We start from the raw sequence: 18,844 nt of genomic DNA, 5'->3' as shown, positions 1-18,844 counted from the left end.
CCCGCGACGACCCGGCGCAAGGGCGTATTTGCACCAAGAAAAAGCCCATGTTTTTTCTTGGTGCAAATACGCATCTTGCCGACGCCGGGGCCGGGCGCGCGGTCGGTCAGACCCCGACCTCGGGCCCGGGGCAGTTGAGCGGCGCGGCGCTGGTGTCAAGCGAGACGAGGGGCGCGCCGTCGCGTTTGCCTTCGAACCAGGCGACCAGCGCATCGCCCTGCAGATGGAAGGTCCAGCATTGCAGGCCGACATCGGGGCTGTGGTAGTCGAAGCAGATCTGCTCGCCCTGCGGAAACCAGTCGCCTTCCTCGCAATCGCCCGCGGCGAAGGCCCAGACGACCTTGCGGCCGGGGCGGTATTCCTCGATGCCGTAGGTGGTGTTCCCGGCCGAATAGGTGATCGTCTTGCCCAGCGTCAGCGCGTCGAACTGCTCGGCGGTGAGCGGCGGGCCGATGTCTTCGGCCAGCGCGGCCAGCGGCGTCAGGGCGAGGGCGAGTGAAATGAAAACTGGGCGCATCGGGGTCTCCCTTTGCGCCCAGCTTGCCGTATCGGGGCAGGCGTGGGAAGCCACGCCTGCGTGATTTTCAGGCGTCGGCCTTTTCCCGTTCGGCCGCGGCCGGGGCGGCGGGGGCCTGGCTGACCTCCGGCGCGGGGGCCTCGGCCGGTTCGGCGTCCGTCAGGACCAAAGGCCCGGCGTCGTCGGTCGGCGCATCGGTCGGCGCGGCGGCGGGCGCCGGGGCCTGTTTCGGCTTCGGTTCGCTGTAGACGCTTTCGCCCTTGCGCACGGCCAGCACGCGGTGATCCATCAGCTTGGCGAATTGCGAGGGCACCAGCGCCAGCATCGCCATCACCGGCAGGCTGTAGGGCAGGATCGGGCGGCCCGGTTCCTTCAGATCGCCCAGTTGCAGCGCCGGATAGGGGCGCGCGGGATGGGCGTGGTGATCGGAATGGCGCGGCGCGTTCAGCATCATCAAGGCCGAGCCGGTTTCGATCGCGTCCCAGCTGTGCGCGGCACTCACCGGTTCATAGTCGCCCGGCGCGGTTTCCTTTCGCACAAGGCCGTAATGCTGGACGTAATCCGAGAGCATCAGCTGCGCCTGGGTCAGCGCGCAGAGGAACAGGAAGCTGGCAAACCCGGCCGAGCCGAACAGAAGCCCGGCGCCGATCACGAACCAAAGGCCCCCCAGAACATAGGTGGCATAGGGGTTGATGCGGTTGATCCGTTCCCGGATCGTGGGCTTGCCCGGATTGGCCTTGATCCGCGCCTCGATGATCGCCTTTTCCTTGGCGTAGCCCGCCTTGAAGGATTCCGACCACGTGCGCGAGGCGTAATTCCAGTAGCTTTCGCCCAGCGTCGCCGTGGCCGGATCGGCGGGGGTCGCCACCGAGACATGGTGCACCAGCCGGTGCGCCGAAACATGGTGGCCATAAAGCAGCGAGATATAGACCCACTTGCCGAGGTTGAACAATTTCCGGTCGGCGCGGTGGATCAGCTCATGCGCATTGGCATTCGAGACCTGCCCGAACCAGAGCGCGGCGGCGATCATCAGCCCCAGCGTGCCCATGGTCGAGATGCCCGCAAAGCCCGCGAGCGAGGCGACGACGATCGGCAAGAGCACGAAATGGGTGATGGCCAGCGCCGAGGAGAGCTTGTCGGCTTTCGGGAAGGCGGCGCCCTCGGGGGCGTCGGGGGCGGGCTTGGGCGCGCGGCGGTCGAGCACGAAGATGCCGACGGTGATCCAGGCGATGGCCAGCCAGGAGAAGATGCCTCCGAACAGCGCGCCAAGGAAGATCAGCGGCACCGGGGCGAAGGCGAAGAGAGCGAAAGTGTCCACGTCGGGGGTTTCGCGGCCGATCTTGCGCAGGCTGCGCAGGGCGACCATGAATTTCGCGAAGGACAGTTCAGCGGGCTTTTCAGTCATGATGCGGTTTACTCCGGCATGAGATGGCTCCGACTTGAGCGCGCACTTTAGACGGCTTTGCGGAAACCGCAGGGCGACGACTTGCCGCAAGGCCGGATTTCCGCGCAAGCACCCGCCCTCGGGCGGATTTTGCCCGCAGGCAGCGCGGATCGGCGGGCGCTGTGGCGATGCGTCGCCTTTGCCGGGCGGGGGCGCGATGCGGAAATCCGGCCGCGGGACCGGGCGCCGGGGCGCCGTCGCGGCCGGGCGAGTCGTCCTTTTCGCCGGGTCCTGGCGGGGAAGGGCGCCGGTCCGGGCTTCTCCCTTCCCTCTTTCCCCCCGATCCGGTAGGGATTTGCAAAACGGAGGCTCCGATGTCGTTCTTCAACAAGCTGAAGTCCCGGCTCACACGCTCGTCCTCGAAGATCGAGGAAGGGCTTGACGCGATCATCGCCGAGGCGCCGGACACCACACCGGAGCCCGAAGCCGAGGCTTTGGCCGCGCCGGTGGCGGCGCCGGAACCCGAACCTGTGGTGGAGCCGGAGCCCGCGGTGGAACAGGAGCCGGAGCCCGCGGTGGAACCGGAGCCGGAGCCCGCGGTGGAACCGGAGCCGGAGCCCGTGGTGGAGCCGGAACCTGAACCTGCGGTGGAGCCGGAACCCGAACCCGTGGCGGAGCCGGAGCCTGAACCCGTTGCGGAACCGGAACCCGTGGCGGAACCCGAACCCGAACCCGTGGTGGAGCCTGAGCCCGAACCTGCGGCTGAGCCGGACCCCGAGCCCGTGGCGGAACCGGAGCCTGCCAAACGCGGCTTCTTTGGTCGCCTGCTGGGGCGGGGTGGCAACGGGTCCGAGCCTGAAACCGCGCCCGAACCCGAGCCGGAACCCGAACCCGCGCCGCAGCCGGAGCCTGTCGCCGCGGTGGCGCCCGGGCGGGCGGGGCTGCTGGGGCGTCTGGTCAGCCGTCCCGACGTGCCGCGCCGGGTGCTGGACGATGCGATGCTCGAAAGCATCGAGGATCTGTTGATCGCCGCCGACATGGGGGTGGATACGGCGCTGCGGGTGACGGCGAACCTGGCCGAGGGGCGGATGGGGCGCAAGCTTTCGGTGCCGGAACTCAAGGACATTCTGGCCGCCGAAGTGGCGCGGATCATGGAGCCCGTGGCGCGGCCGATGCCGCTTTATGCGCGCCGCCCGCAGGTGGTGCTGGTCGTCGGCGTGAACGGCTCGGGCAAGACGACGACGATCGGCAAGCTCGCGTCGCAGTTCCGCGCCGCGGGCAAATCGGTGATCATCGCCGCGGGCGACACGTTCCGCGCCGCGGCGGTCGAGCAGCTGAAGGTCTGGGGCGACCGCGCCGGGGTGCCGGTGATGACCGCGCCCGAGGGGGCGGACCCGGCCTCGTTCGCCTATGACGCGCTGACGCGGGCGGCGGCTGAGGGGGTGGATCTGCTGATGATCGACACTGCCGGGCGGCTGCAGAACCGCGCCGATCTGATGGAGGAGCTGGCGAAGATCGTGCGGGTGATCCGCAAGATCGACGAGTCCGCGCCGCATAACACGCTTTTGGTGCTCGATGCGACGACCGGGCAGAATGCGCTGGCGCAGGTCGAGGTGTTCCGCAAGATCTCGGACGTCTCGGGGCTGGTGATGACGAAGCTCGACGGCACGGCGAAGGGCGGCGTGCTGGTCGCGCTCGCCGACAAGTTCGGCCTGCCGATCCATGCGATCGGGGTGGGCGAGCAGATCGACGATCTGTCGCCCTTCGATCCCGAGGAATTCGCCGCCGCGCTGGTGGGGATCGAAGCCGACTGAAGGTGGTTGCGCCTTCGTTGGGCGGGCAAGCCCGCCGCGCCTCAGGCGCTTCGGGGGGGCGCTGCCCCCCCCTTGCGCTGACGCGCAACCCCCCGGCGTTTCGCCCAAGGAAAAGCGGGCCTGCTGCGGCGCGAAGGACACAATCCTGTCAGGAAACCGCACCGGGCGACGAAAAGCCCTGTCCTTGCGCCCGTCCTTGCCTATTTATCAGGCGCGGGTCGCCCGATGGGAGAGGCGCCCGGAGCGCGGGCAGCCGCGGAGGGGGACAGATGGCAGAACGCAAACCGATACCGCAGGGGCTGAAGCTCGCGCTTGATTTCGGGCCGCTGGTGGTTTTCTTTGCGGCCTTCTTCCTGCTGCGCGACCATCCCGTGACGCTGGGCGGCGAGACCTATGGCGGTTTCGTTCTGGCCACCGCGGTCTTCGTGCCGGTGCTGATCGCCTCGATGGCGGTGCTGTGGCGGCTTTCGGGCCATCTGGCGCCGATGCAGGTGGCAACGCTGGTGCTGGTCACGGTCTTTGGCGGGCTGTCGGTCTGGTTCAACGATCCGCGCTTTTTCAAGATGAAGCCGACGCTGATCTATCTGCTGTTCGCGGCGCTGCTGGGCTTTGGCCTGATCCGCGGCAAGCCCTGGCTGCAGCTGGTGATGGATGGCGCGATCCCGATGCGGGCCGAGGGCTGGGTGATCCTGACCCGGCGGCTGGTGGCGTTCTTCCTGTTTCTGGCGATCGCCAACGAGGTGATCTGGCGCAACTTCTCGGATGCGACCTGGGTCAATTTCAAGACCTTCGGGCTGACGATCCTGCTGATGGGCTTCTTTGTTGCGCAAAGCCGCCTGTTTGCCCGCTTCGCCCCCGAGGAGGGCGGCAAGTCCGAAAGCTGAGCCGGGCAAAATAGGCGCAACTTTAGCCGGTCGGGGAATTGCCGCAATCCTGCCGCGTTTCGGCAGGAGCCTGCGCGCATCACGGCCGGATCGCCCGGCCGCGCTGAACAGGAGCCAGACATGTCCACCGTCACCGCCAATGCCTCCGAAACCCCCGCCGAAGTCGGCTTTCACCATGAACCGCTGGCGCTTTTGCTGGTCGTGCTCTTTGGCCCGGTCGGGCTGCTTTACACCTCGGTCCGCGGCGGGGTGGCGCTGATCCTGGTGGCGCTGGTGGGCGCGATCTTCACCATGGGCTTTGCGCCGCTTGCGGTCTGGCCGGTCTGCATCCTCTGGGTGCTGGCGGCCGGGATGATGCGCCGCTCCTGAGCCCCCTCACAGCTTTGCGAAGCGGCGCCCGATCTGCGCCGCTTCCTCGTCGAGGCCCCAGGGCGGGTTCAGCAACACCATGCCCGAGCCCACCATCCCGTGGCCCTCGCGCGCGGGGGGAAACTGCACCTCGGACAAAAGCGCCTCGGGGTGATCCGCCATCAGCGCACGCACCATCGCGCGCTGAGCCGGGGCCACCGCCACATGGGGCGCGAGGATCGGATACCAAAGCGCGATGACGCCGACGTTCCATTTCCGCGCCAGCTGGCCCACCAGCTTCGGCACGGTCTCGTAATCCGACTTCACCTCCCACGAGGGATCGATCAGCAGAACCCCGCGCCGCGGCGTCGGCGGACACATCGCCAAGGCCATCTGCAGCCCGTCCTTTTGGTGAAAGATCCCGCCATGCGCCGCCATCGCCGCCTTCAGCGCGGCGAATTCCTGCGGATGCAGCTCGCACAGCTGAAGCGAATCCACCGGCCGCAACAGCGTTGCCGCCAGCAGCGGCGAGCCCGGATAGGCGGCGGGCCCATGCGCCTTGCGCACCGCGGCCAGCGCCCGGCTGTAGGGGTGATCGGGGGCAAACCAGCGCCCGGCCTCGGCCCGCGCGATCCCCGCCGCCGCCTCGCCCGTCTTCGCCGCCTCGGCGCCATCAAGCGCATAAAGCCCGCGCCCGGCATGGGTTTCCATGTAGGACAAGGGCTTGTCCTTGCGCGTCATGTAGTCGAGCAGCGCCGCCATCAGCGCATGCTTGTGCACATCGGCCAGATTTCCGGCGTGATAGGCATGTTGATAAGACAGCATCGCGTCCTCCCTTTCCCGCCTTCCTGACCCGGTCTCGGCCCCTCTGCAAGGGGCTGCTTTTTCTTGGTGCAAATACGCCGGGGGGAGCGCGTCAGCGCCGGGGGGCAGCGCCCCCCGCCTTTGGGTGGCGCAAAAGAAAGCGGCGGCGCTCAGGGAGGAGGAGAGAGCGCCGCCGCGATAACCTCGGCCCAGGGAGGAGGAGAGGGCCTCGGGTTTTCCGGTGCCGCCCGGGAGGAGGTGGGCAGCACCACACCGCCGCCCAGGGAGGAGGAGAGGGCGGCAGGATCAGGTCGAAGACGGGCGGCCTCTGGGAGGAGGACGAGGCCGCCGTCTTCTATCGAAGCCCCAGGGAGGAGGAGAGGGGCTTGATCCTTGGTCCGGCAGATGGGGCCGGTATGGGGTGGCGGCATCCTCAGGGAGGAGGAGAGAGGATGCCGCCGATCTCCGAGACCCAGGGAGGAGGAGAGGGTCTCCGGAAGTCGTTATTTGCCGTAGGCGGCTTCCAGCGCGATGCGGGTCAGCATCGAGCGGTGCATGCCAAGATCGTTCAACTCGCGGTTCGACAGCGAGCGCAGTTCCGCCAGCGTCTGGCGATAGACCTTGCGCCGCGCCAGAGCCTCGCGGATCGAGGCCAGAAAATTGGAAAAACCGCTATCGGTCGTCCGGATGTCGCTGACCAGTGCCATCGGTCGTCTTCTTTCGTTCGTGTCGTCTTGGGGTTTAGCTTCGGACCGTCCGGCTGTCGCTGTGGTGCACCGTCGCTGTTGGGGCTAACATGGCCCGATTGCTGCAGATGCACAATGGGCGGCAGGGGCAATGCGGCCTTGCAGAAAATGCATAACGGATTCTGACCTGAATCCGCCTCCAAACTGGATTAATTCCATATTTGACCGCGCAAATATCGTGCAAATCTTGCTTGGGCGCGGGGCGCCCCCTTGCAGCCCGCGGCAAATGCGCCACAGTCCCCGGCAAATCGACAGGAGAGAGCCATGACGCTTACGAAGGAATCGGTGCTGGAAGCGCTGCGCAAGACCGCCTTGCCGGGGGGCGGGGATGCGGTCGGTCGCAATCTGGTGCATGCGCTGGCCGTCGAATCGGGGGTGGTGCGTTTTGTCCTGGAAGGTGCGCCCGAGGCGGAGCTGCTGGTGATCCGGCCGGTGCTGGAGGCGGCGGTGCGGGCGCTGCCGGGGGTGCAAAGCCTGTCGGTGGTGATCCCGGCCGGGCCGTCGAAGGCGCCGGGCGGCGGGGTGAAGATCGGCGGGCATGCGAAGCCGCAGGACGGGCCGCTGCCGGTGCCGGGCGTGGCGCATGTGATCGCCGTGGGCTCGGGCAAGGGGGGGGTGGGCAAATCCACCGTCGCCTCGAACCTGGCTGTGGCTTTGGCGCGGGCGGGCAAAAGGGTGGGGCTGCTCGATGCCGATCTTTACGGGCCCAGCCAGCCGCGGATGATGGGGGCCACCGAAAAGCCCGCCTCGCCCGATGGTCAGACGATCCTGCCGGTGCGCGCGCATGGGGTGGTGCTGATGTCGCTCGGGCTGATGCTGCGCGAGGACGAGGCGGTGATCTGGCGCGGCCCGATGCTGATGGGGGCGCTGCAGCAGATGCTCGGTCAGGTGAAATGGGATCATTTCGGGCCGCTCGACGTGCTGGTGATCGACCTGCCGCCGGGCACCGGGGACATTCAGCTCAGCCTGTGCCAGAAGACCGTGCTGGACGGCGCGGTGATCGTGTCCACGCCGCAGGACATCGCGCTGCTGGATGCGAAAAAGGCGCTCGACATGTTTGCCAAGCTGAAGCTGCCGGTGCTGGGGCTGATCGAGAACATGTCCACCTATGTCTGTCCGAATTGCGGCCACGAGGCGCATCTGTTCGGCCATGGCGGGGTGGAGGCCGAGGCGGCGCGGCTGGGCCTGCCGTTCCTGGGATCGCTGCCGCTGGCGCTTGAAGTGCGCGAGGCGGGGGATGCGGGCCGTCCCGTGGCGCTGGGCACGGGCGCCGCGGCCGGGGCCTATGCGGCGATCGCGGCAGAGCTGATCGGGCGCGGCGTGGCCTGATTTCGCCGCGCCTGGCGCGGCGACCCGGGCGGGGGCTCCGCCCCGTCGTCCATTGGGTCTTGAACCAATGGCGCACCAATGGACGACCCCCGAGGTATTTGAAGCAAGATGAAAGGGCAGTCGCAGGGCTGCCCTTTGGCGTTGCGGAGTTTGGGGTCTTGGGTGGGAAATCATGGGACGGATTGGCGGGCGGGCGTCGCCGCCCGAATCACTTGCCCGTGTTTGGCCGTGATCGGGGCGTTCTGCGCGGCGCTTGCCCGGGATTTTGCGGGTTTTGGCCTGTTGCGCGGGAATTTGCCCCACCGGACGGGATGGCAGATCTGTCACAGAGGTGTTGCCTAGATGTTGTGGTTGATCTGGATCAATCCCGCTACAGCTTTGCCTTTGCTGCAAAAGTTATCCACAAGCTGTTGAGTTAACATCGCTTTCCGTGTCACGTGCCGGACAGGAATTCCATCGCTTCCCAAAATATCCCTTGAAATCCCACCGGGACCATGGCATCACTGCCTCACGGAAGACGGGCAAGAGGCAGCAAGACCTCAACGGCGCAAAGACCGAAGTTTCATACAGGCACCCGCTTCACGAAAGAGAGATCCGGCGCGCGAGCGAGCAGACATCCCCCAGGTGGCGCGCGCAGACCGGACAGCCCAGAGATGGGACGAGGGCGGCGGATCGAGCAGTGGCAGCAGCTCGGTCCGCCGTTTTCCTTCAAGACCACCGCGGGGAGGGGACGGGAGTTGCCGCCTTGGCGGGCATGTTCATCGGCGAATACACCTTCAAGGTGGACAGCAAGGGTCGCGTGTCGATCCCCGCGCTGTTTCGTCGTGAGCTCGAGGAGGGCGATCCCGAAGCCGCCGTGACGAAACGCCCGCGTCTGGTCATCGTCTACGGCGCCGACACCCAGAAAATGCTGCAGGTTCATTCCTTTGCGGGTTTTCAGAAGCTGGCGGCCGCGATCAACGCGCGCCCCTACAGCGACCCGAGCCGCGCCATCCTGCAACGCTTCGTGCTGAACAAGGCGCATCCGACCGAGATCGACCCCGATGGCCGTCTGGTCCTGCCCGCGCAGCTGCGCGAGCGCTTCCAGCTGACCGGCGACGCCTATTTCGCCGGCATGGGCGAGACTTTCGAGATCTGGAACCCCGAGACCTTCGCCGCCGTCGATCAGGCGCGGCTGGAAAAACTGATGGCCGAGATGGGCGAGGATTTCGACCCGCTCAGCCTGCTCAACGGGGGCTGAGATGGACCGACCCGACACCCCGCATATTCCCGTTCTGCTGCGACCGCTCCTTCAGGCGGTCGCGCCTGTCTTGGGGACATGGCTGGACGGCACCTTCGGCGCGGGCGGCTATGCGCGCGGGCTGCTGGCGGCGGGGGCCGGGCGGGTGATCGGCATCGACCGCGATCCGCTGGCCTTCGAGATGGCGGCGCCCTGGCGCGGCGAGTTCGGCGAGCGGCTGGTGCTGGTCGAGAACACCTTTTCGAACCTCGATGCCGTCGCCGCCGAGATCGCGCCCGAAGGGCTGAACGGGGTGGTGCTGGATCTGGGCGTGTCGTCGATGCAGCTCGATCAGGCCGAGCGCGGCTTTTCCTTTCTGCGCGACGGGCCCTTGGACATGCGGATGTCGCAATCCGGGCCCTCTGCCGCCGATCTGGTGAACACGGCCGAGGAAGGCGCGCTGGCCGACATCCTGTATCATTACGGCGAGGAACGCGCCTCGCGCCGGATTGCCCGCGCCATCGTCGAGGCCCGCAAAAGCGCGCCTTACGAGAGCACGAAGCAGCTGGTGGCGACGATCGAGCGCTGCCTGCCGCGGCCGAAACCGGGGCAAAGCCACCCCGCCACGCGCAGCTTTCAGGCGCTGCGCATCGCGGTGAATGACGAATTCGGCCAGCTGATCGCGGGGCTTGAAGCGGCCGAGCGGGCGCTGAAACCGGGGGGCAAACTGGCCGTCGTCACCTTCCATTCGCTGGAAGACCGGGTGGTGAAGCGCTTCTTTCAGGCCCGCGCGGGCCGGGCGCCCGGGGGCTCGCGCTATGCGCCCGAGGCCGCGCCCGAGGCGGCGGCCTTCGATCTTGTGACCCGCAAGGGGGTGGGGCCGGACGAAATCGAGCTTGCACAGAACCCGCGGGCACGCTCTGCTATTCTGCGCATCGGTGCCCGCACCGATTCCCCCGCCGGTAGAGCTGACCGCAGCAGCCTTGGCCTGCCGGCCCCCCTTTTCGAAACCGACCGCAGCCGGGGCCGCCCCAGATGAAGACCATCTCGTATATCCTTGTTTCGCTTTGTGTTCTGGGTCTGGCCTTCTGGGCCTATCACGTCAATTACGCGACCCAGGACCGCGAACAGGAACTGCGCGCGCTGAATGCCGAGATCGCCGATCTGCAGGAAGGCCTCAGCGTCCTGCGCGCCGAATGGGCCTATCTGAACCGTCCCGAGCGGCTGCGCGAGCTGGTGAACCTGAATTTCGCCTCGCTGGGCCTGTTGCCGATGACCCCCGATCAGTTCGGCACCGCCGCGATGGTCGCCTATCCCGCGCCCGAGGGCACCGACCCGCTGTCGATCGATCAGGCCGTCGCGCAGGCGATCGAGGTTTCCGCGCCGCCGACCGATGACGAAAGCTCCCGCATCGCCGAAGAGGAGGCACAATGAGCCCCCGCACGCCGCTGCGCCCGCTGGCGCGGATCCTGGATGCCCGCGCCCGCGGCGAAAACCCCGACCTGATCGAACGCGCCAATATCCGCGCCCGCGGCGAGGCGGGGCGCGAAGCCGCCCGCGCCCGTGTCGCCTGGCGGATCGGGCTGGTGATCGGGATCTTCTGCGTTTGTTTCGGCGCGGTGGGGGTGCGGATGGGCACGCTCGCCGCCTCGACCCCCGAGGAACCGCAACGCGCCGACACCGCCCCGGCGATCCTGGCGCAGCGCGCCGACATCACCGACCGCGAGGGCCGGGTGCTGGCGACGAACCTGGTGACGCATGCGCTTTACGCGCAGCCGCCGATGATGGTCGATCCGGTCGGCACGGCGAAGAAACTGGCGAAGATCTTCCCCGATCTGGATGCGAAACGCCTGGCCGCCGATTTCACCGGCACGCGCAAATTCGTCTGGATCAAGAAGAAGATCTCGCCCGAGCAGCTGCAGCAGGTGCATGACATCGGCGAGCCGGGCCTGCTGTTCGGCCCGCGCGAGATGCGGCTTTATCCGAACGGGCGGCTGGCGGCGCATGTGCTGGGCGGCGCGCGCTTTGGCAACGAGGGCGTGGACAGCGCCGAGATCATCGGCACGGCCGGGGTGGAAAAGGCCTTTGACGGCTGGCTGCGCGATCCGGCCAACAATGGCGCGCCGCTGAAGCTCTCGATCGATCTGACGGTGCAGCAGGCGGTCGAGGAGATCCTGGCCGGCGGCATGAAGCTGATGAATGCCAAGGGCGCCACCGCGGTGGTGATGGATGCGCATTCGGGCGAGATCGTCGCGCTGGCCTCCTTGCCCGATTTCGACCCGAACGACCGCCCGACGCCGCTGGTCAAGGGCGATGCCTCCGACAGCCCGCTCTTCAACCGGGCGGTGCAGGGGGTGTATGAACTTGGCTCCACCTTCAAGATCTTTGCCGTGGCGCAGGCGCTGGAACTGGGGCTGGTGAACCCGACGACGATGCTGGACACGAAATCGCCGATGGTCTGGGGCCGGTTCCGGATCCGCGATTTCCACAATTACGGGCCCGCGCTGTCGATCACCGATATCGTCGTCGAAAGCTCGAACGTCGGCACGGCGCGGATCGCGCTTCTGATCGGCGGGCAGCGGCAAAAGGCGTTCCTGGAAAGCCTGGGCTTCATGGCGCCGACCCCGGTCGAGCTGTCCGAGGCCCCCTCGGGGCGGCCGATCGTGCCGGGGAAATGGTCCGAGATCACCTCGATGACGGTGGGTTACGGCCACGGGCTGGCGGCCTCGCCGCTGCATCTGGCGGCGGCCTATGCGACGATCGCCAATGGCGGCTATCGGGTCAAGCCGACGCTCGTGCATGCGGCCACGCATGAACGCGGGCCGCAGGTGATGTCGACCGAGGCGGCGCGCAAGTCGCTGGCGATGATGCGCGCGGTGGTGACGCGCGGCACCGCCAGCTTCGCCGATGTGAAGGGCTACGAGGTCGCGGGCAAGACCGGCACCGCCGACAAGGTGAAACCGGGCGGCGGCTATTACGACAACAAGGTGATTGCCACCTTTGCCTCGGCCTTTCCGGCCTCGGATCCGAAATATGTGCTGGTGCTGACGCTGGACGAGCCTTCGTCCTTTGCCGCGAACGAGACGCGGCGGACGGCGGGCTGGACCGCGGTGCCGGTTGCGGCCGAGGTGATCCGCCGCATCGCGCCGATCCTGGGCCTGCGCCCGGCCGACAGCGTGCCCGAGGTGCTGGACGGGATCCAGCTGGTCAAGGCCGCGAAAGGGCATTGAGGGCAGAGCGGGGCGTTGCCCCGCACCCCGGCGTATTTGCACCAGGAAAAACACGGGGAAAACACGGGGTCGGGCCGCAGGGTCCGGCCCTTTGCTTTGGCGGGCTTGCGGGGGGGCGGGCTTTCGGGCTATTTGGGTGATAGTATAACATAACTCAGATGGACGGCCATGACCCTTTCTCCCACTGATCCCCGCCTTCCGGTCAGCGTGCTTTCGGGCTTTCTGGGCGCGGGCAAGACGACGCTATTGAACCATGTGCTGAACAACCGCGCCGGGCGCCGCGTCGCGGTGATCGTCAACGACATGTCCGAGGTGAACATCGATGCCGATCTGATCCGCGAGGGCACCGAATTGAACCGCGCCGAAGAGGCGCTGGTGGAAATGACCAACGGCTGCATCTGCTGCACGCTGCGCGATGACCTGTTGAAAGGGGTGCGGGCCCTGGCCGAGGCGGGGCGGTTCGACTATCTGCTGATCGAAGGGACGGGCGTGGCCGAGCCCTTGCCCGTGGCCACCACCTTCGATTTTCGGGATGAGACGGGGGCGAGCCTCTCCGACATCGCGCGGCTCGATTGCATGGTCACCGTGGTTGATGCGATCAACCTGACGAAGGATTTCGCCTCGAGCGATTTTCTGGCCGATCGCGGCGAGACGGCGGGGGCAGAGGACGACCGCACGCTGGTCAATCTGCTGACCGAGCAGATCGAATTCGCCGATGTGGTGGTGCTGAACAAGGTCACGGATGCCGGGCCGGAGCGGCTGCAGATCGCGCGGCAGATCGTCAAGGCGCTGAACCCCGATGCGCGGCTGATCGAGACCGATTTCGGTCAGGTTCCGGCCGAGGCGATCTTTGACACCGGGCTGTTCGATTTCGCCCGCGCCGCCGAACATCCGCTTTGGGCGAAAGAGCTTTACGGTTTCGCCAATCACACCCCCGAGACCGAGGAATACGGGATTTCAAGCTTCGTCTATCACGCCCGCGCCCCCTTTGATCCGGCCCGGATCGAGGCGGCCCTGGGCGGGGCGCTTCCCGGCGTGATCCGCGCCAAGGGGCATTTCTGGCTGGCGACGCGGCCCGATTGGGCGGTCGAATTCAGCCTGGCGGGGGCCTCGGCCCGGGTCACGCCCTTGGGGCGCTGGTGGGCCTCGGTCCCGCCCGAGCGGCTGCCCGCGCATCCCGATGCGCAGCGCGAAATCGCCCGGAACTGGGCCGAGCCCTGGGGCGACCGGCGCCAGGAGATCGTCTTCATCGGCGTCGATCTGGACCGCGACGCGATCTGCGCGCGGCTGAATGCGGCGCTGGTTCCGGCCGCGGATTTCACCCCCGAGGCCTGGGCCGATCTGCCCGACCCGTTCCCGCGCTGGGGGGCGTGAGCTGGGGGGGGCGTGAGGATGCGACGCAACCTGACGACATCGCTGCGCCACCGGGTCCGGGCCGATCCGATGGCGGCCTTTGACCGGCTGCCCGCGCCCGCCCGGGCCTGGGCGCGGCAGGCGGTGCTGCCCTGGTCGGCGGCCTCGGTGGCGCGGATCTGGGCCCGCGCGCTGGCGGAAACCGGCTGCCCCGAGGCGGCGTTGGCCCGGCTGCATCTGGCCGAGGCGCGGACGCTGGCCCGCGAGCCGTCGCTCAGCGCGAAAACTTGACCGCGACGGAGAAGGCGTAGCTCGGCTTTGCCAGTTCCGCGGGGGCGGCGGGGAATTTCCCCGCCTTCTGCACCGCCGCCAGCGCCGCCGCATCCAGCGCCGGATGGCCCGAGGAGCGGTTCACCGCGGCCGAGAGCAGCGCGCCGTCGCGGCTGACTTTCAGCGCCAGCCCGACCGAGCCTGCAGCCCGTCCCGCCGCGGCGGGATAGCTTTTGCGCCGTTCGATCCGGGTGCGGATCGTCGCGCCCCATTTCGCAAGCAGGCTTTTCGTCGTGCCCGCCGAGACCGTCGCCTGCGCATCCGTCCCGCCCGTGCCCGCCTGTGCGCCCGCCCCCGATCCCGCCGCGCGCGAGGCGGCGCGGCTTTCGCTTTGCACCGGCGCGGGTTTCGCCTGCTTGGGTTTTTCCGCCCGCGGCCGCGGCTCGGGTTTCGGCTTTGGCGGCGGGGGCTTCGGTTTCTCCTCGGCGCGCTTTGGTGGCGTGATCTTCGGGGGCTCGGGCGGCAAAAGCACCGGATCGGGCAGCCGCACCTGGGGAATGTCGATCACCGGCGCGGTCAGCGGCAGCGCCATCTCGGGCTCGGGCAGCTGGATCTGCGGCGCCAGATCGACGAAGGTCGCGGCGATCGCTTCGAGGCCGTCCAGATCCTCGCCGCCCGCGCCCGCCGCCACCAGCGCCGCGGGGGCGGCCTCGGTCTGCGAGAGCACGGAAACCGCGACCGCATGCAGCGCCAGCGAGAGCGCCAGCCCCCACAGAAGCGCCCGCCCGGGCACTTCGGGCGGATCGGTCAGCGCAAGGCTCACGGCGCGGCCTCCTCCAGCCCGACAAGGCCGATCTTCAGATAGCCGCCCGCGCGCAGCTGGTTCAAAAGCCCCATCATCTCTCCGTAAGGCACGGATTTGTCGGCGGAAACAAAGATGCGTGTGGCCAGATCGCCCTGTGTCGCCTCGGCCAGCCTTGCGGGCAGATCGGTCGCACTGACCGGATCGCGGCCCAGCATCAGCCCCTTTTCGGCGCTGAGCGACAGCACGACCGGCTCGGGCGGGCGCGGTTGCGGCTGGCCCGAGGCCACCGGCAGATCCAGCGGCACATCGACGGTCGAGAGCGGCGCGGCGACCATGAAGATGATCAAAAGCACCAGCATCACATCGATGAAGGGCGTGATGTTGATCGCGGCTTCGGGGGTCAGATCCTCGCCGTCAGACAGCCGGACCGCCATTATTCCGCCACCAGATGCAGGGATTTCACCGTGGGCGCCAGCCGCGCCCGGTCCAGATCGCGCGAGAGCGTGCGTTCGACCAGCGCCGCCGCATCGGTCAGCGCGGCGCGGTAGCCGCCGACGGCGCGGGTCAGGTGGTTGTAAAGCAGCACCGCCGGGATCGCCGCGACAAGGCCGAGCGCCGTGGCCATCAGCGCCTCGGCGATGCCGGGGGCGACGACGGCCAGGTTCGACGAGCCGCTTTCGGCAATGCCGACAAAGGCGTTCATGATGCCCCAGACGGTGCCGAACAGCCCGACGAAGGGCGCGGTCGAGCCGATCGAGCCCACCGCCGTCACCCCCGATTGCATCGCCCGCGCCGCCCCGGCCTCGATCCGGGTCAGATCGATCGCGACGCGCTCCTTGATGCCCGCATCCGGCAGCCCCGCCGAGGCACCGATTTCCGCACGTGCCGCCGCCTGCATCCGCGCCACAATCCCGCCGCTCAGCGCCGCGCCAAGCGTGCCGCGCGCCGCCAGCACCCGGTAATCGCGCGTCAGGCGGCGGCGGGCGCGCGTCAGCTGCACCAGCTTGCCCGCCCAGATCGCCCAGGCCAGCACCGAGGCCGCAAGCAGCCCCAGCATCACGCCCTGCACCAGAATATCGGCATGGGCAAACATCGCCAGCGGCGTCAGCGCCTCGGAGGCGGCGGCGGCGCGCAGGGTCTCGGCCAGACCCGAAAGCCCGACACGGTCAAGAAACAGGATCAGCGTGCTATCGGCAGCGGCGGGAACGACGGGCGGCATGGCAGACCTCGGGGGCGTTCAGGGCGGAAAGGGGCGGCTGGCGGAAGGCTGGCTTTGTCCTCTCCTGCGCTTGTTGAGTGAACTTGTCAAGTAATGGACGGGGCAAGCGCCGGGCCATCTTGGCCGCGGTCCGGCGCGCGGGGGCGGCAGGCGGCGGCAGGCTGGGGCAAGGCGGCATCGGTCGGACCTTTCGGCTCGGGCCGAAGGGCCCGGCAGGGGGGATGTCGCGGAAAAGCTGGGCTTTCCGCAGACGGCGGGCCACCACTGCGGAACGGGCCGCTTCCGCGGCGCCCCTCGCGCCCCGGAAAGGGTGAATGTCCAAGCAGGTCTCCTGGCTCGCGGGTCTTCGCTCTGTCGGCCTTCCCGGGCGGGCCCAGTGGCATGTCGACGTCGCTCGCCGCTCACAGTTGCGGGGGCAGCCACGGTCTGGGCCCGGAGGCCGTTCCGTGTTCCCTTTCAATCCGACCCGCAGGCCGGAACTTGAACACGTCAAGCCAAATCCAATTTCGCCGCCGCGTCAAGCCGGAAGCGGGGCTTGGCCCGGGCCGCTCAGCCCCGGGGCGGGGCGGGCGTGCGCAGGATGCAGGGGATGCGGAAATGCGCCGGGCTGGCCGGGCCGCCCTCGATCAGCGCGAAGACCTTGGCGATCATCCCGTCCACGTCCTGCTCGATCATGCCGACATTGTCCGGCAGTTGCGCGGCGAAAGCGTCATAGTCGAAACAGCCGTAGCGCATCCGCCCGGCATGATCGGGCACGGCGCGGTTGAGCCAGCGCACCACCCCCTCGAGGGTGATCGTCGAGTTCACGAAGAGCCCCGGCGGCAGCGCCCCCGCCCGCGCGTCGAGCGCCCGTTCGGCCTTGTCGGGCGAATAGCCGCAGGCCAGAATCGCCTCCTCGGGCAGGGGCAGGCCGCGTTCGGCATGGGCGGCGCGAAAGCCGCGGATCCGCTCGGCGGTGTTGTGATCGCCCGCCCGCCCGCCGATGAACAGCAGCGGCCCGGTGTAGCCCAGATCGTCGCGGCAACGATCCAGAATCAGATGCGTCAGCGTCTTTGCCCCGGCATAGTTGTCCGAGGTGACCGAGGCCGCCTTCGATCCCGGCAAATCGAGGTTGACCACCCGCACCCCGGCCGCGGCGCACAGATCGGCGATCCGGTCCGGGTCGGTCGCGCCATTCGCCACCAGACAATCGACCTGATAGGACAGAAGCGCCCGGGCGGCCTCGAATTCCAGCTCGGGGTCGCGCTGCGTGCAGGTCATCACCGGAAACATCCCATGCGCGCGGGCCACCGCCTCGAACCGCTCGGCCATCGCGCCGAAATAGCGGTTGTCATATTTCGGCACGATCATGCCGACGATGTTCGAGCGCTCCCGCCGCAGCAGGCTGGCCTGGAAATTCACCGCATAGCCCTGATCGCGCGCCAGTTCGGTGATCCGCTCGGCCAGCTTTTCGCTGATCCGCCGCTTCTTCCAGGACCCGTTCAGCACCGCGCTGACCGCGCTGGGCGAGGTTCCCGCCCGTTCGGCCAGGTCATAGATCGTGGGGCGCTTGCGGCCGGGGCCAAGGGTGTCGGTCATGCTTTCCCGTCATGTTGTCATCTTCCATCTTGACGTGAATCGAAACCGGATGCAATTCTGCTTCATCGATTGAGCAAGCTTGCGCAACCGATGAAGCAGGCGAGGCGGAGGCGTGGAGGAGGCGCAACCGGGTCGTGTCGGCACTGCCGGGCGGGTGCTTCGCCCCGGGCGGCCGGCGACGGGACCGGGCCAAGACCGGGCCTTGGCCTTGCGGATCATCCAGAGGAGGAGACCAGGATGAACAAGACGATTTCGCTGGCGGGGGCTTCGGTTCTTGTCGCGGCTTTCTTCGGCGCCGCGGCCAGCGCGCAGGAGGCGGCCACGGTGGCTTTCCTGATGCCCGACCAGGCCTCGACCCGTTACGAGCAGCACGATTTCCCCGGCTTCAAGGCGGCGATGGACAAGCTTTGCGCCGAGTGCACGGTGATCTATCAGAACGCCAATGCCGATGTGGCGCTGCAACAGCAGCAGTTCAACTCGGTGATCGCGCAGGGGGCCAAGGTGATCGTGCTCGATCCGGTCGACAGCGCCGCCGCCGCCGGTCTGGTGGAAATCGCGCAGTCGCAGGGCGTCAAGGTCATCGCCTATGACCGTCCGATCCCGGCGAAACCGGCCGATTACTACGTCTCCTTCGACAATGAGGGCATCGGCTATGCGATCGCGAAATCGCTGGTCGATCACATGAAGGCCTCGGGCGTGCCGGACGGCGCGGGGGTGCTGGAAATCAACGGCTCGCCCACCGATGCGGCCGCCGGTCTGATCCGCGACGGCATCCACCGCGCGCTGGAGGAATCGCCCTATACCAAGCTTTCCGAATTCGACACGCCCGATTGGGCGCCGCCGAAGGCGCAGGAATGGACCGCCGGGCAGATCACCCGCTTTGGCGATCAGATCAAGGGCATCGTCGCGGCCAATGACGGCACCGGCGGCGGCGCGATTGCGGCGCTGAAAGCGGCGGGCGTCGATCCGATCCCGCCGGTCACCGGCAACGACGCCACCATCGCGGCGCTGCAGCTGATCATCGCGGGCGATCAATACAACACGATCTCGAAACCCTCGGAAATCGTCGCCGAAGCTGCCGCGAACGTGGCCGTGACCTTCCTCAAGGGCGAAACCCCCGCGCCGAAAACCACGCTTTACGACACGCCCTCGGAGCTTTTCGTTCCGGCCGTGGTGACGCGCGAAAACATCAAGGCCGAGATCTTCGACAAGGGCATTCAGACCGCCGCCGAGATCTGCACCGGCGAATATGCCGAGGGCTGCAAGGCCCTGGGCATCGAGTAAGGTCCGGGCATCGAGTAAGGTCTGCGGATCGCGTAAGCTGTGACCGAAGGGCGCAGGCGG

At 67.9% G+C, this 18,844-nt stretch carries 19 protein-coding genes and 1 riboswitch; of the genes, 11 read left to right on the top strand and 8 right to left on the bottom strand.

Annotated elements, in window-relative coordinates:
* Nucleotides 1–106 precede the first annotated feature (106 nt).
* The gene (locus RCAP_RS11815) at nucleotides 107–517 is read right to left on the bottom strand and encodes a hypothetical protein (RefSeq protein WP_013068100.1); all 411 of its coding nucleotides are present in this window, start codon (nucleotides 515–517) and stop codon (nucleotides 107–109) included.
* Nucleotides 518–584: 67 nt separating this feature from the next.
* The gene (locus RCAP_RS11810) at nucleotides 585–1,922 is read right to left on the bottom strand and encodes an alkane 1-monooxygenase (protein WP_013068099.1); all 1,338 of its coding nucleotides are present in this window, start codon (nucleotides 1,920–1,922) and stop codon (nucleotides 585–587) included.
* A gap of 353 nt (nucleotides 1,923–2,275) precedes the next feature.
* On the opposite strand from RCAP_RS11810, the gene ftsY reads away from it, so the two are divergent.
* The 3 genes from ftsY to RCAP_RS11795 all read left to right on the top strand — a co-directional run bounded on the left by ftsY (nucleotide 2,276) and on the right by RCAP_RS11795 (nucleotide 4,968).
* Nucleotides 2,276–3,715, top strand: a complete 1,440-nt coding sequence (gene ftsY, locus RCAP_RS11805) for a signal recognition particle-docking protein FtsY (RefSeq protein ID WP_013068098.1) — start codon at nucleotides 2,276–2,278, stop codon at nucleotides 3,713–3,715.
* 269 nt (nucleotides 3,716–3,984) lie between these two features.
* Entirely contained in the window at nucleotides 3,985–4,599 is a 615-nt protein-coding gene (locus RCAP_RS11800; protein ID WP_013068097.1) for an inner membrane-spanning protein YciB, read from the top strand.
* 120 nt (nucleotides 4,600–4,719) lie between these two features.
* Nucleotides 4,720–4,968, top strand: a complete 249-nt coding sequence (locus RCAP_RS11795; protein ID WP_013068096.1) for a hypothetical protein — start codon at nucleotides 4,720–4,722, stop codon at nucleotides 4,966–4,968.
* Nucleotides 4,969–4,974: 6 nt separating this feature from the next.
* On the opposite strand, the gene rlmJ is transcribed toward RCAP_RS11795, so the two are convergent.
* Both rlmJ and RCAP_RS11785 read right to left on the bottom strand, forming a co-directional pair.
* Nucleotides 4,975–5,772, bottom strand: coding sequence for a 23S rRNA (adenine(2030)-N(6))-methyltransferase RlmJ (gene rlmJ / locus RCAP_RS11790; protein WP_013068095.1), 798 nt, complete (start codon nucleotides 5,770–5,772; stop codon nucleotides 4,975–4,977).
* A gap of 482 nt (nucleotides 5,773–6,254) precedes the next feature.
* A complete protein-coding gene (locus tag RCAP_RS11785; RefSeq protein WP_013068094.1) occupies nucleotides 6,255–6,458 on the bottom strand; it encodes a DUF1127 domain-containing protein in 204 nt (67 codons plus the stop codon).
* 303 nt (nucleotides 6,459–6,761) lie between these two features.
* Between RCAP_RS11785 and RCAP_RS11780 the strand changes: the two genes are divergently transcribed.
* The 7 genes from RCAP_RS11780 (at nucleotide 6,762) to RCAP_RS11750 (ending at nucleotide 13,919) form a co-directional block, all read left to right on the top strand.
* A complete protein-coding gene (locus tag RCAP_RS11780; protein WP_013068093.1) occupies nucleotides 6,762–7,826 on the top strand; it encodes an Mrp/NBP35 family ATP-binding protein in 1,065 nt (354 codons plus the stop codon).
* Between the two features lie 754 nt (nucleotides 7,827–8,580).
* A complete protein-coding gene (gene mraZ, locus RCAP_RS11775) occupies nucleotides 8,581–9,066 on the top strand; it encodes a division/cell wall cluster transcriptional repressor MraZ (protein ID WP_238530261.1) in 486 nt (161 codons plus the stop codon).
* 1 nt (nucleotide 9,067) lies between these two features.
* On the top strand, nucleotides 9,068–10,084 hold the full coding sequence (gene rsmH, locus RCAP_RS11770) for a 16S rRNA (cytosine(1402)-N(4))-methyltransferase RsmH (RefSeq protein ID WP_013068091.1): 1,017 nt from the start codon (nucleotides 9,068–9,070) through the stop codon (nucleotides 10,082–10,084).
* Nucleotides 10,081–10,479 (top strand): cell division protein FtsL, encoded by a 399-nt coding sequence (ftsL, locus tag RCAP_RS11765; protein ID WP_013068090.1) that lies wholly within the window; start codon nucleotides 10,081–10,083, stop codon nucleotides 10,477–10,479. The genes rsmH and ftsL overlap by 4 nt, the downstream gene beginning before the upstream one ends.
* The gene (locus RCAP_RS11760; protein ID WP_013068089.1) at nucleotides 10,476–12,275 is read left to right on the top strand and encodes a peptidoglycan D,D-transpeptidase FtsI family protein; all 1,800 of its coding nucleotides are present in this window, start codon (nucleotides 10,476–10,478) and stop codon (nucleotides 12,273–12,275) included. The genes ftsL and RCAP_RS11760 overlap by 4 nt, the downstream gene beginning before the upstream one ends.
* A gap of 168 nt (nucleotides 12,276–12,443) precedes the next feature.
* The gene (locus tag RCAP_RS11755) at nucleotides 12,444–13,649 is read left to right on the top strand and encodes a GTP-binding protein (protein ID WP_013068088.1); all 1,206 of its coding nucleotides are present in this window, start codon (nucleotides 12,444–12,446) and stop codon (nucleotides 13,647–13,649) included.
* Nucleotides 13,650–13,667: 18 nt separating this feature from the next.
* The gene (locus RCAP_RS11750; protein WP_013068087.1) at nucleotides 13,668–13,919 is read left to right on the top strand and encodes a DUF6525 family protein; all 252 of its coding nucleotides are present in this window, start codon (nucleotides 13,668–13,670) and stop codon (nucleotides 13,917–13,919) included.
* On the opposite strand, the gene RCAP_RS18565 is transcribed toward RCAP_RS11750, so the two are convergent.
* From RCAP_RS18565 to RCAP_RS11730, 4 genes are all read right to left on the bottom strand, one after another.
* The gene (locus RCAP_RS18565; RefSeq protein WP_013068086.1) at nucleotides 13,903–14,721 is read right to left on the bottom strand and encodes a TonB family protein; all 819 of its coding nucleotides are present in this window, start codon (nucleotides 14,719–14,721) and stop codon (nucleotides 13,903–13,905) included. The genes RCAP_RS11750 and RCAP_RS18565 overlap by 17 nt on opposite strands.
* The gene (exbD, locus tag RCAP_RS11740; RefSeq protein ID WP_013068085.1) at nucleotides 14,718–15,137 is read right to left on the bottom strand and encodes a TonB system transport protein ExbD; all 420 of its coding nucleotides are present in this window, start codon (nucleotides 15,135–15,137) and stop codon (nucleotides 14,718–14,720) included. The genes RCAP_RS18565 and exbD overlap by 4 nt, the downstream gene beginning before the upstream one ends.
* Complete coding sequence (gene exbB / locus RCAP_RS11735) at nucleotides 15,137–15,922, bottom strand: tonB-system energizer ExbB (protein ID WP_013068084.1); 786 nt, start codon at nucleotides 15,920–15,922, stop codon at nucleotides 15,137–15,139. Before exbB ends, exbD begins: the two co-directional genes overlap by 1 nt.
* Before the next feature lie 304 nt (nucleotides 15,923–16,226).
* Nucleotides 16,227–16,421, bottom strand: a riboswitch (cobalamin riboswitch).
* A 50-nt stretch (nucleotides 16,422–16,471) separates the two neighbouring features.
* A complete protein-coding gene (locus RCAP_RS11730) occupies nucleotides 16,472–17,500 on the bottom strand; it encodes a substrate-binding domain-containing protein (protein ID WP_013068083.1) in 1,029 nt (342 codons plus the stop codon).
* A gap of 237 nt (nucleotides 17,501–17,737) precedes the next feature.
* Here RCAP_RS11730 and RCAP_RS11725 point away from each other — a divergent pair, with 237 nt between their 5' ends.
* A complete protein-coding gene (locus RCAP_RS11725) occupies nucleotides 17,738–18,784 on the top strand; it encodes an ABC transporter substrate-binding protein (protein ID WP_013068082.1) in 1,047 nt (348 codons plus the stop codon).
* Nucleotides 18,785–18,844 lie beyond the last annotated feature (60 nt).

This window comes from Rhodobacter capsulatus SB 1003, from assembly GCF_000021865.1.
Lineage (GTDB): Bacteria > Pseudomonadota > Alphaproteobacteria > Rhodobacterales > Rhodobacteraceae > Rhodobacter > Rhodobacter capsulatus_B.
The sequence above is the reverse complement of the archived record's forward strand: the minus strand, read 5'-3'. Positions and strand labels throughout refer to the sequence as shown.

Bases quoted from the DNA above. Each gene is read 5' to 3' on its own strand.
- RCAP_RS11815 (WP_013068100.1), bottom strand. From the start codon at position 517: ATGCGCCCAGTTTTCATTTCACTCGCCCTCGCCCTGACGCCGCTGGCC.
- RCAP_RS11810 (WP_013068099.1), bottom strand. From the start codon at position 1,922: ATGACTGAAAAGCCCGCTGAACTGTCCTTCGCGAAATTCATGGTCGCC.
- ftsY (WP_013068098.1), top strand. From the start codon at position 2,276: ATGTCGTTCTTCAACAAGCTGAAGTCCCGGCTCACACGCTCGTCCTCG.
- RCAP_RS11800 (WP_013068097.1), top strand. From the start codon at position 3,985: ATGGCAGAACGCAAACCGATACCGCAGGGGCTGAAGCTCGCGCTTGAT.
- RCAP_RS11795 (WP_013068096.1), top strand. From the start codon at position 4,720: ATGTCCACCGTCACCGCCAATGCCTCCGAAACCCCCGCCGAAGTCGGC.
- rlmJ (WP_013068095.1), bottom strand. From the start codon at position 5,772: ATGCTGTCTTATCAACATGCCTATCACGCCGGAAATCTGGCCGATGTG.
- RCAP_RS11785 (WP_013068094.1), bottom strand. From the start codon at position 6,458: ATGGCACTGGTCAGCGACATCCGGACGACCGATAGCGGTTTTTCCAAT.
- RCAP_RS11780 (WP_013068093.1), top strand. From the start codon at position 6,762: ATGACGCTTACGAAGGAATCGGTGCTGGAAGCGCTGCGCAAGACCGCC.
- mraZ (WP_238530261.1), top strand. From the start codon at position 8,581: ATGTTCATCGGCGAATACACCTTCAAGGTGGACAGCAAGGGTCGCGTG.
- rsmH (WP_013068091.1), top strand. From the start codon at position 9,068: ATGGACCGACCCGACACCCCGCATATTCCCGTTCTGCTGCGACCGCTC.
- ftsL (WP_013068090.1), top strand. From the start codon at position 10,081: ATGAAGACCATCTCGTATATCCTTGTTTCGCTTTGTGTTCTGGGTCTG.
- RCAP_RS11760 (WP_013068089.1), top strand. From the start codon at position 10,476: ATGAGCCCCCGCACGCCGCTGCGCCCGCTGGCGCGGATCCTGGATGCC.
- RCAP_RS11755 (WP_013068088.1), top strand. From the start codon at position 12,444: ATGACCCTTTCTCCCACTGATCCCCGCCTTCCGGTCAGCGTGCTTTCG.
- RCAP_RS11750 (WP_013068087.1), top strand. From the start codon at position 13,668: ATGCGACGCAACCTGACGACATCGCTGCGCCACCGGGTCCGGGCCGAT.
- exbD (WP_013068085.1), bottom strand. From the start codon at position 15,137: ATGGCGGTCCGGCTGTCTGACGGCGAGGATCTGACCCCCGAAGCCGCG.
- exbB (WP_013068084.1), bottom strand. From the start codon at position 15,922: ATGCCGCCCGTCGTTCCCGCCGCTGCCGATAGCACGCTGATCCTGTTT.
- RCAP_RS11730 (WP_013068083.1), bottom strand. From the start codon at position 17,500: ATGACCGACACCCTTGGCCCCGGCCGCAAGCGCCCCACGATCTATGAC.
- RCAP_RS11725 (WP_013068082.1), top strand. From the start codon at position 17,738: ATGAACAAGACGATTTCGCTGGCGGGGGCTTCGGTTCTTGTCGCGGCT.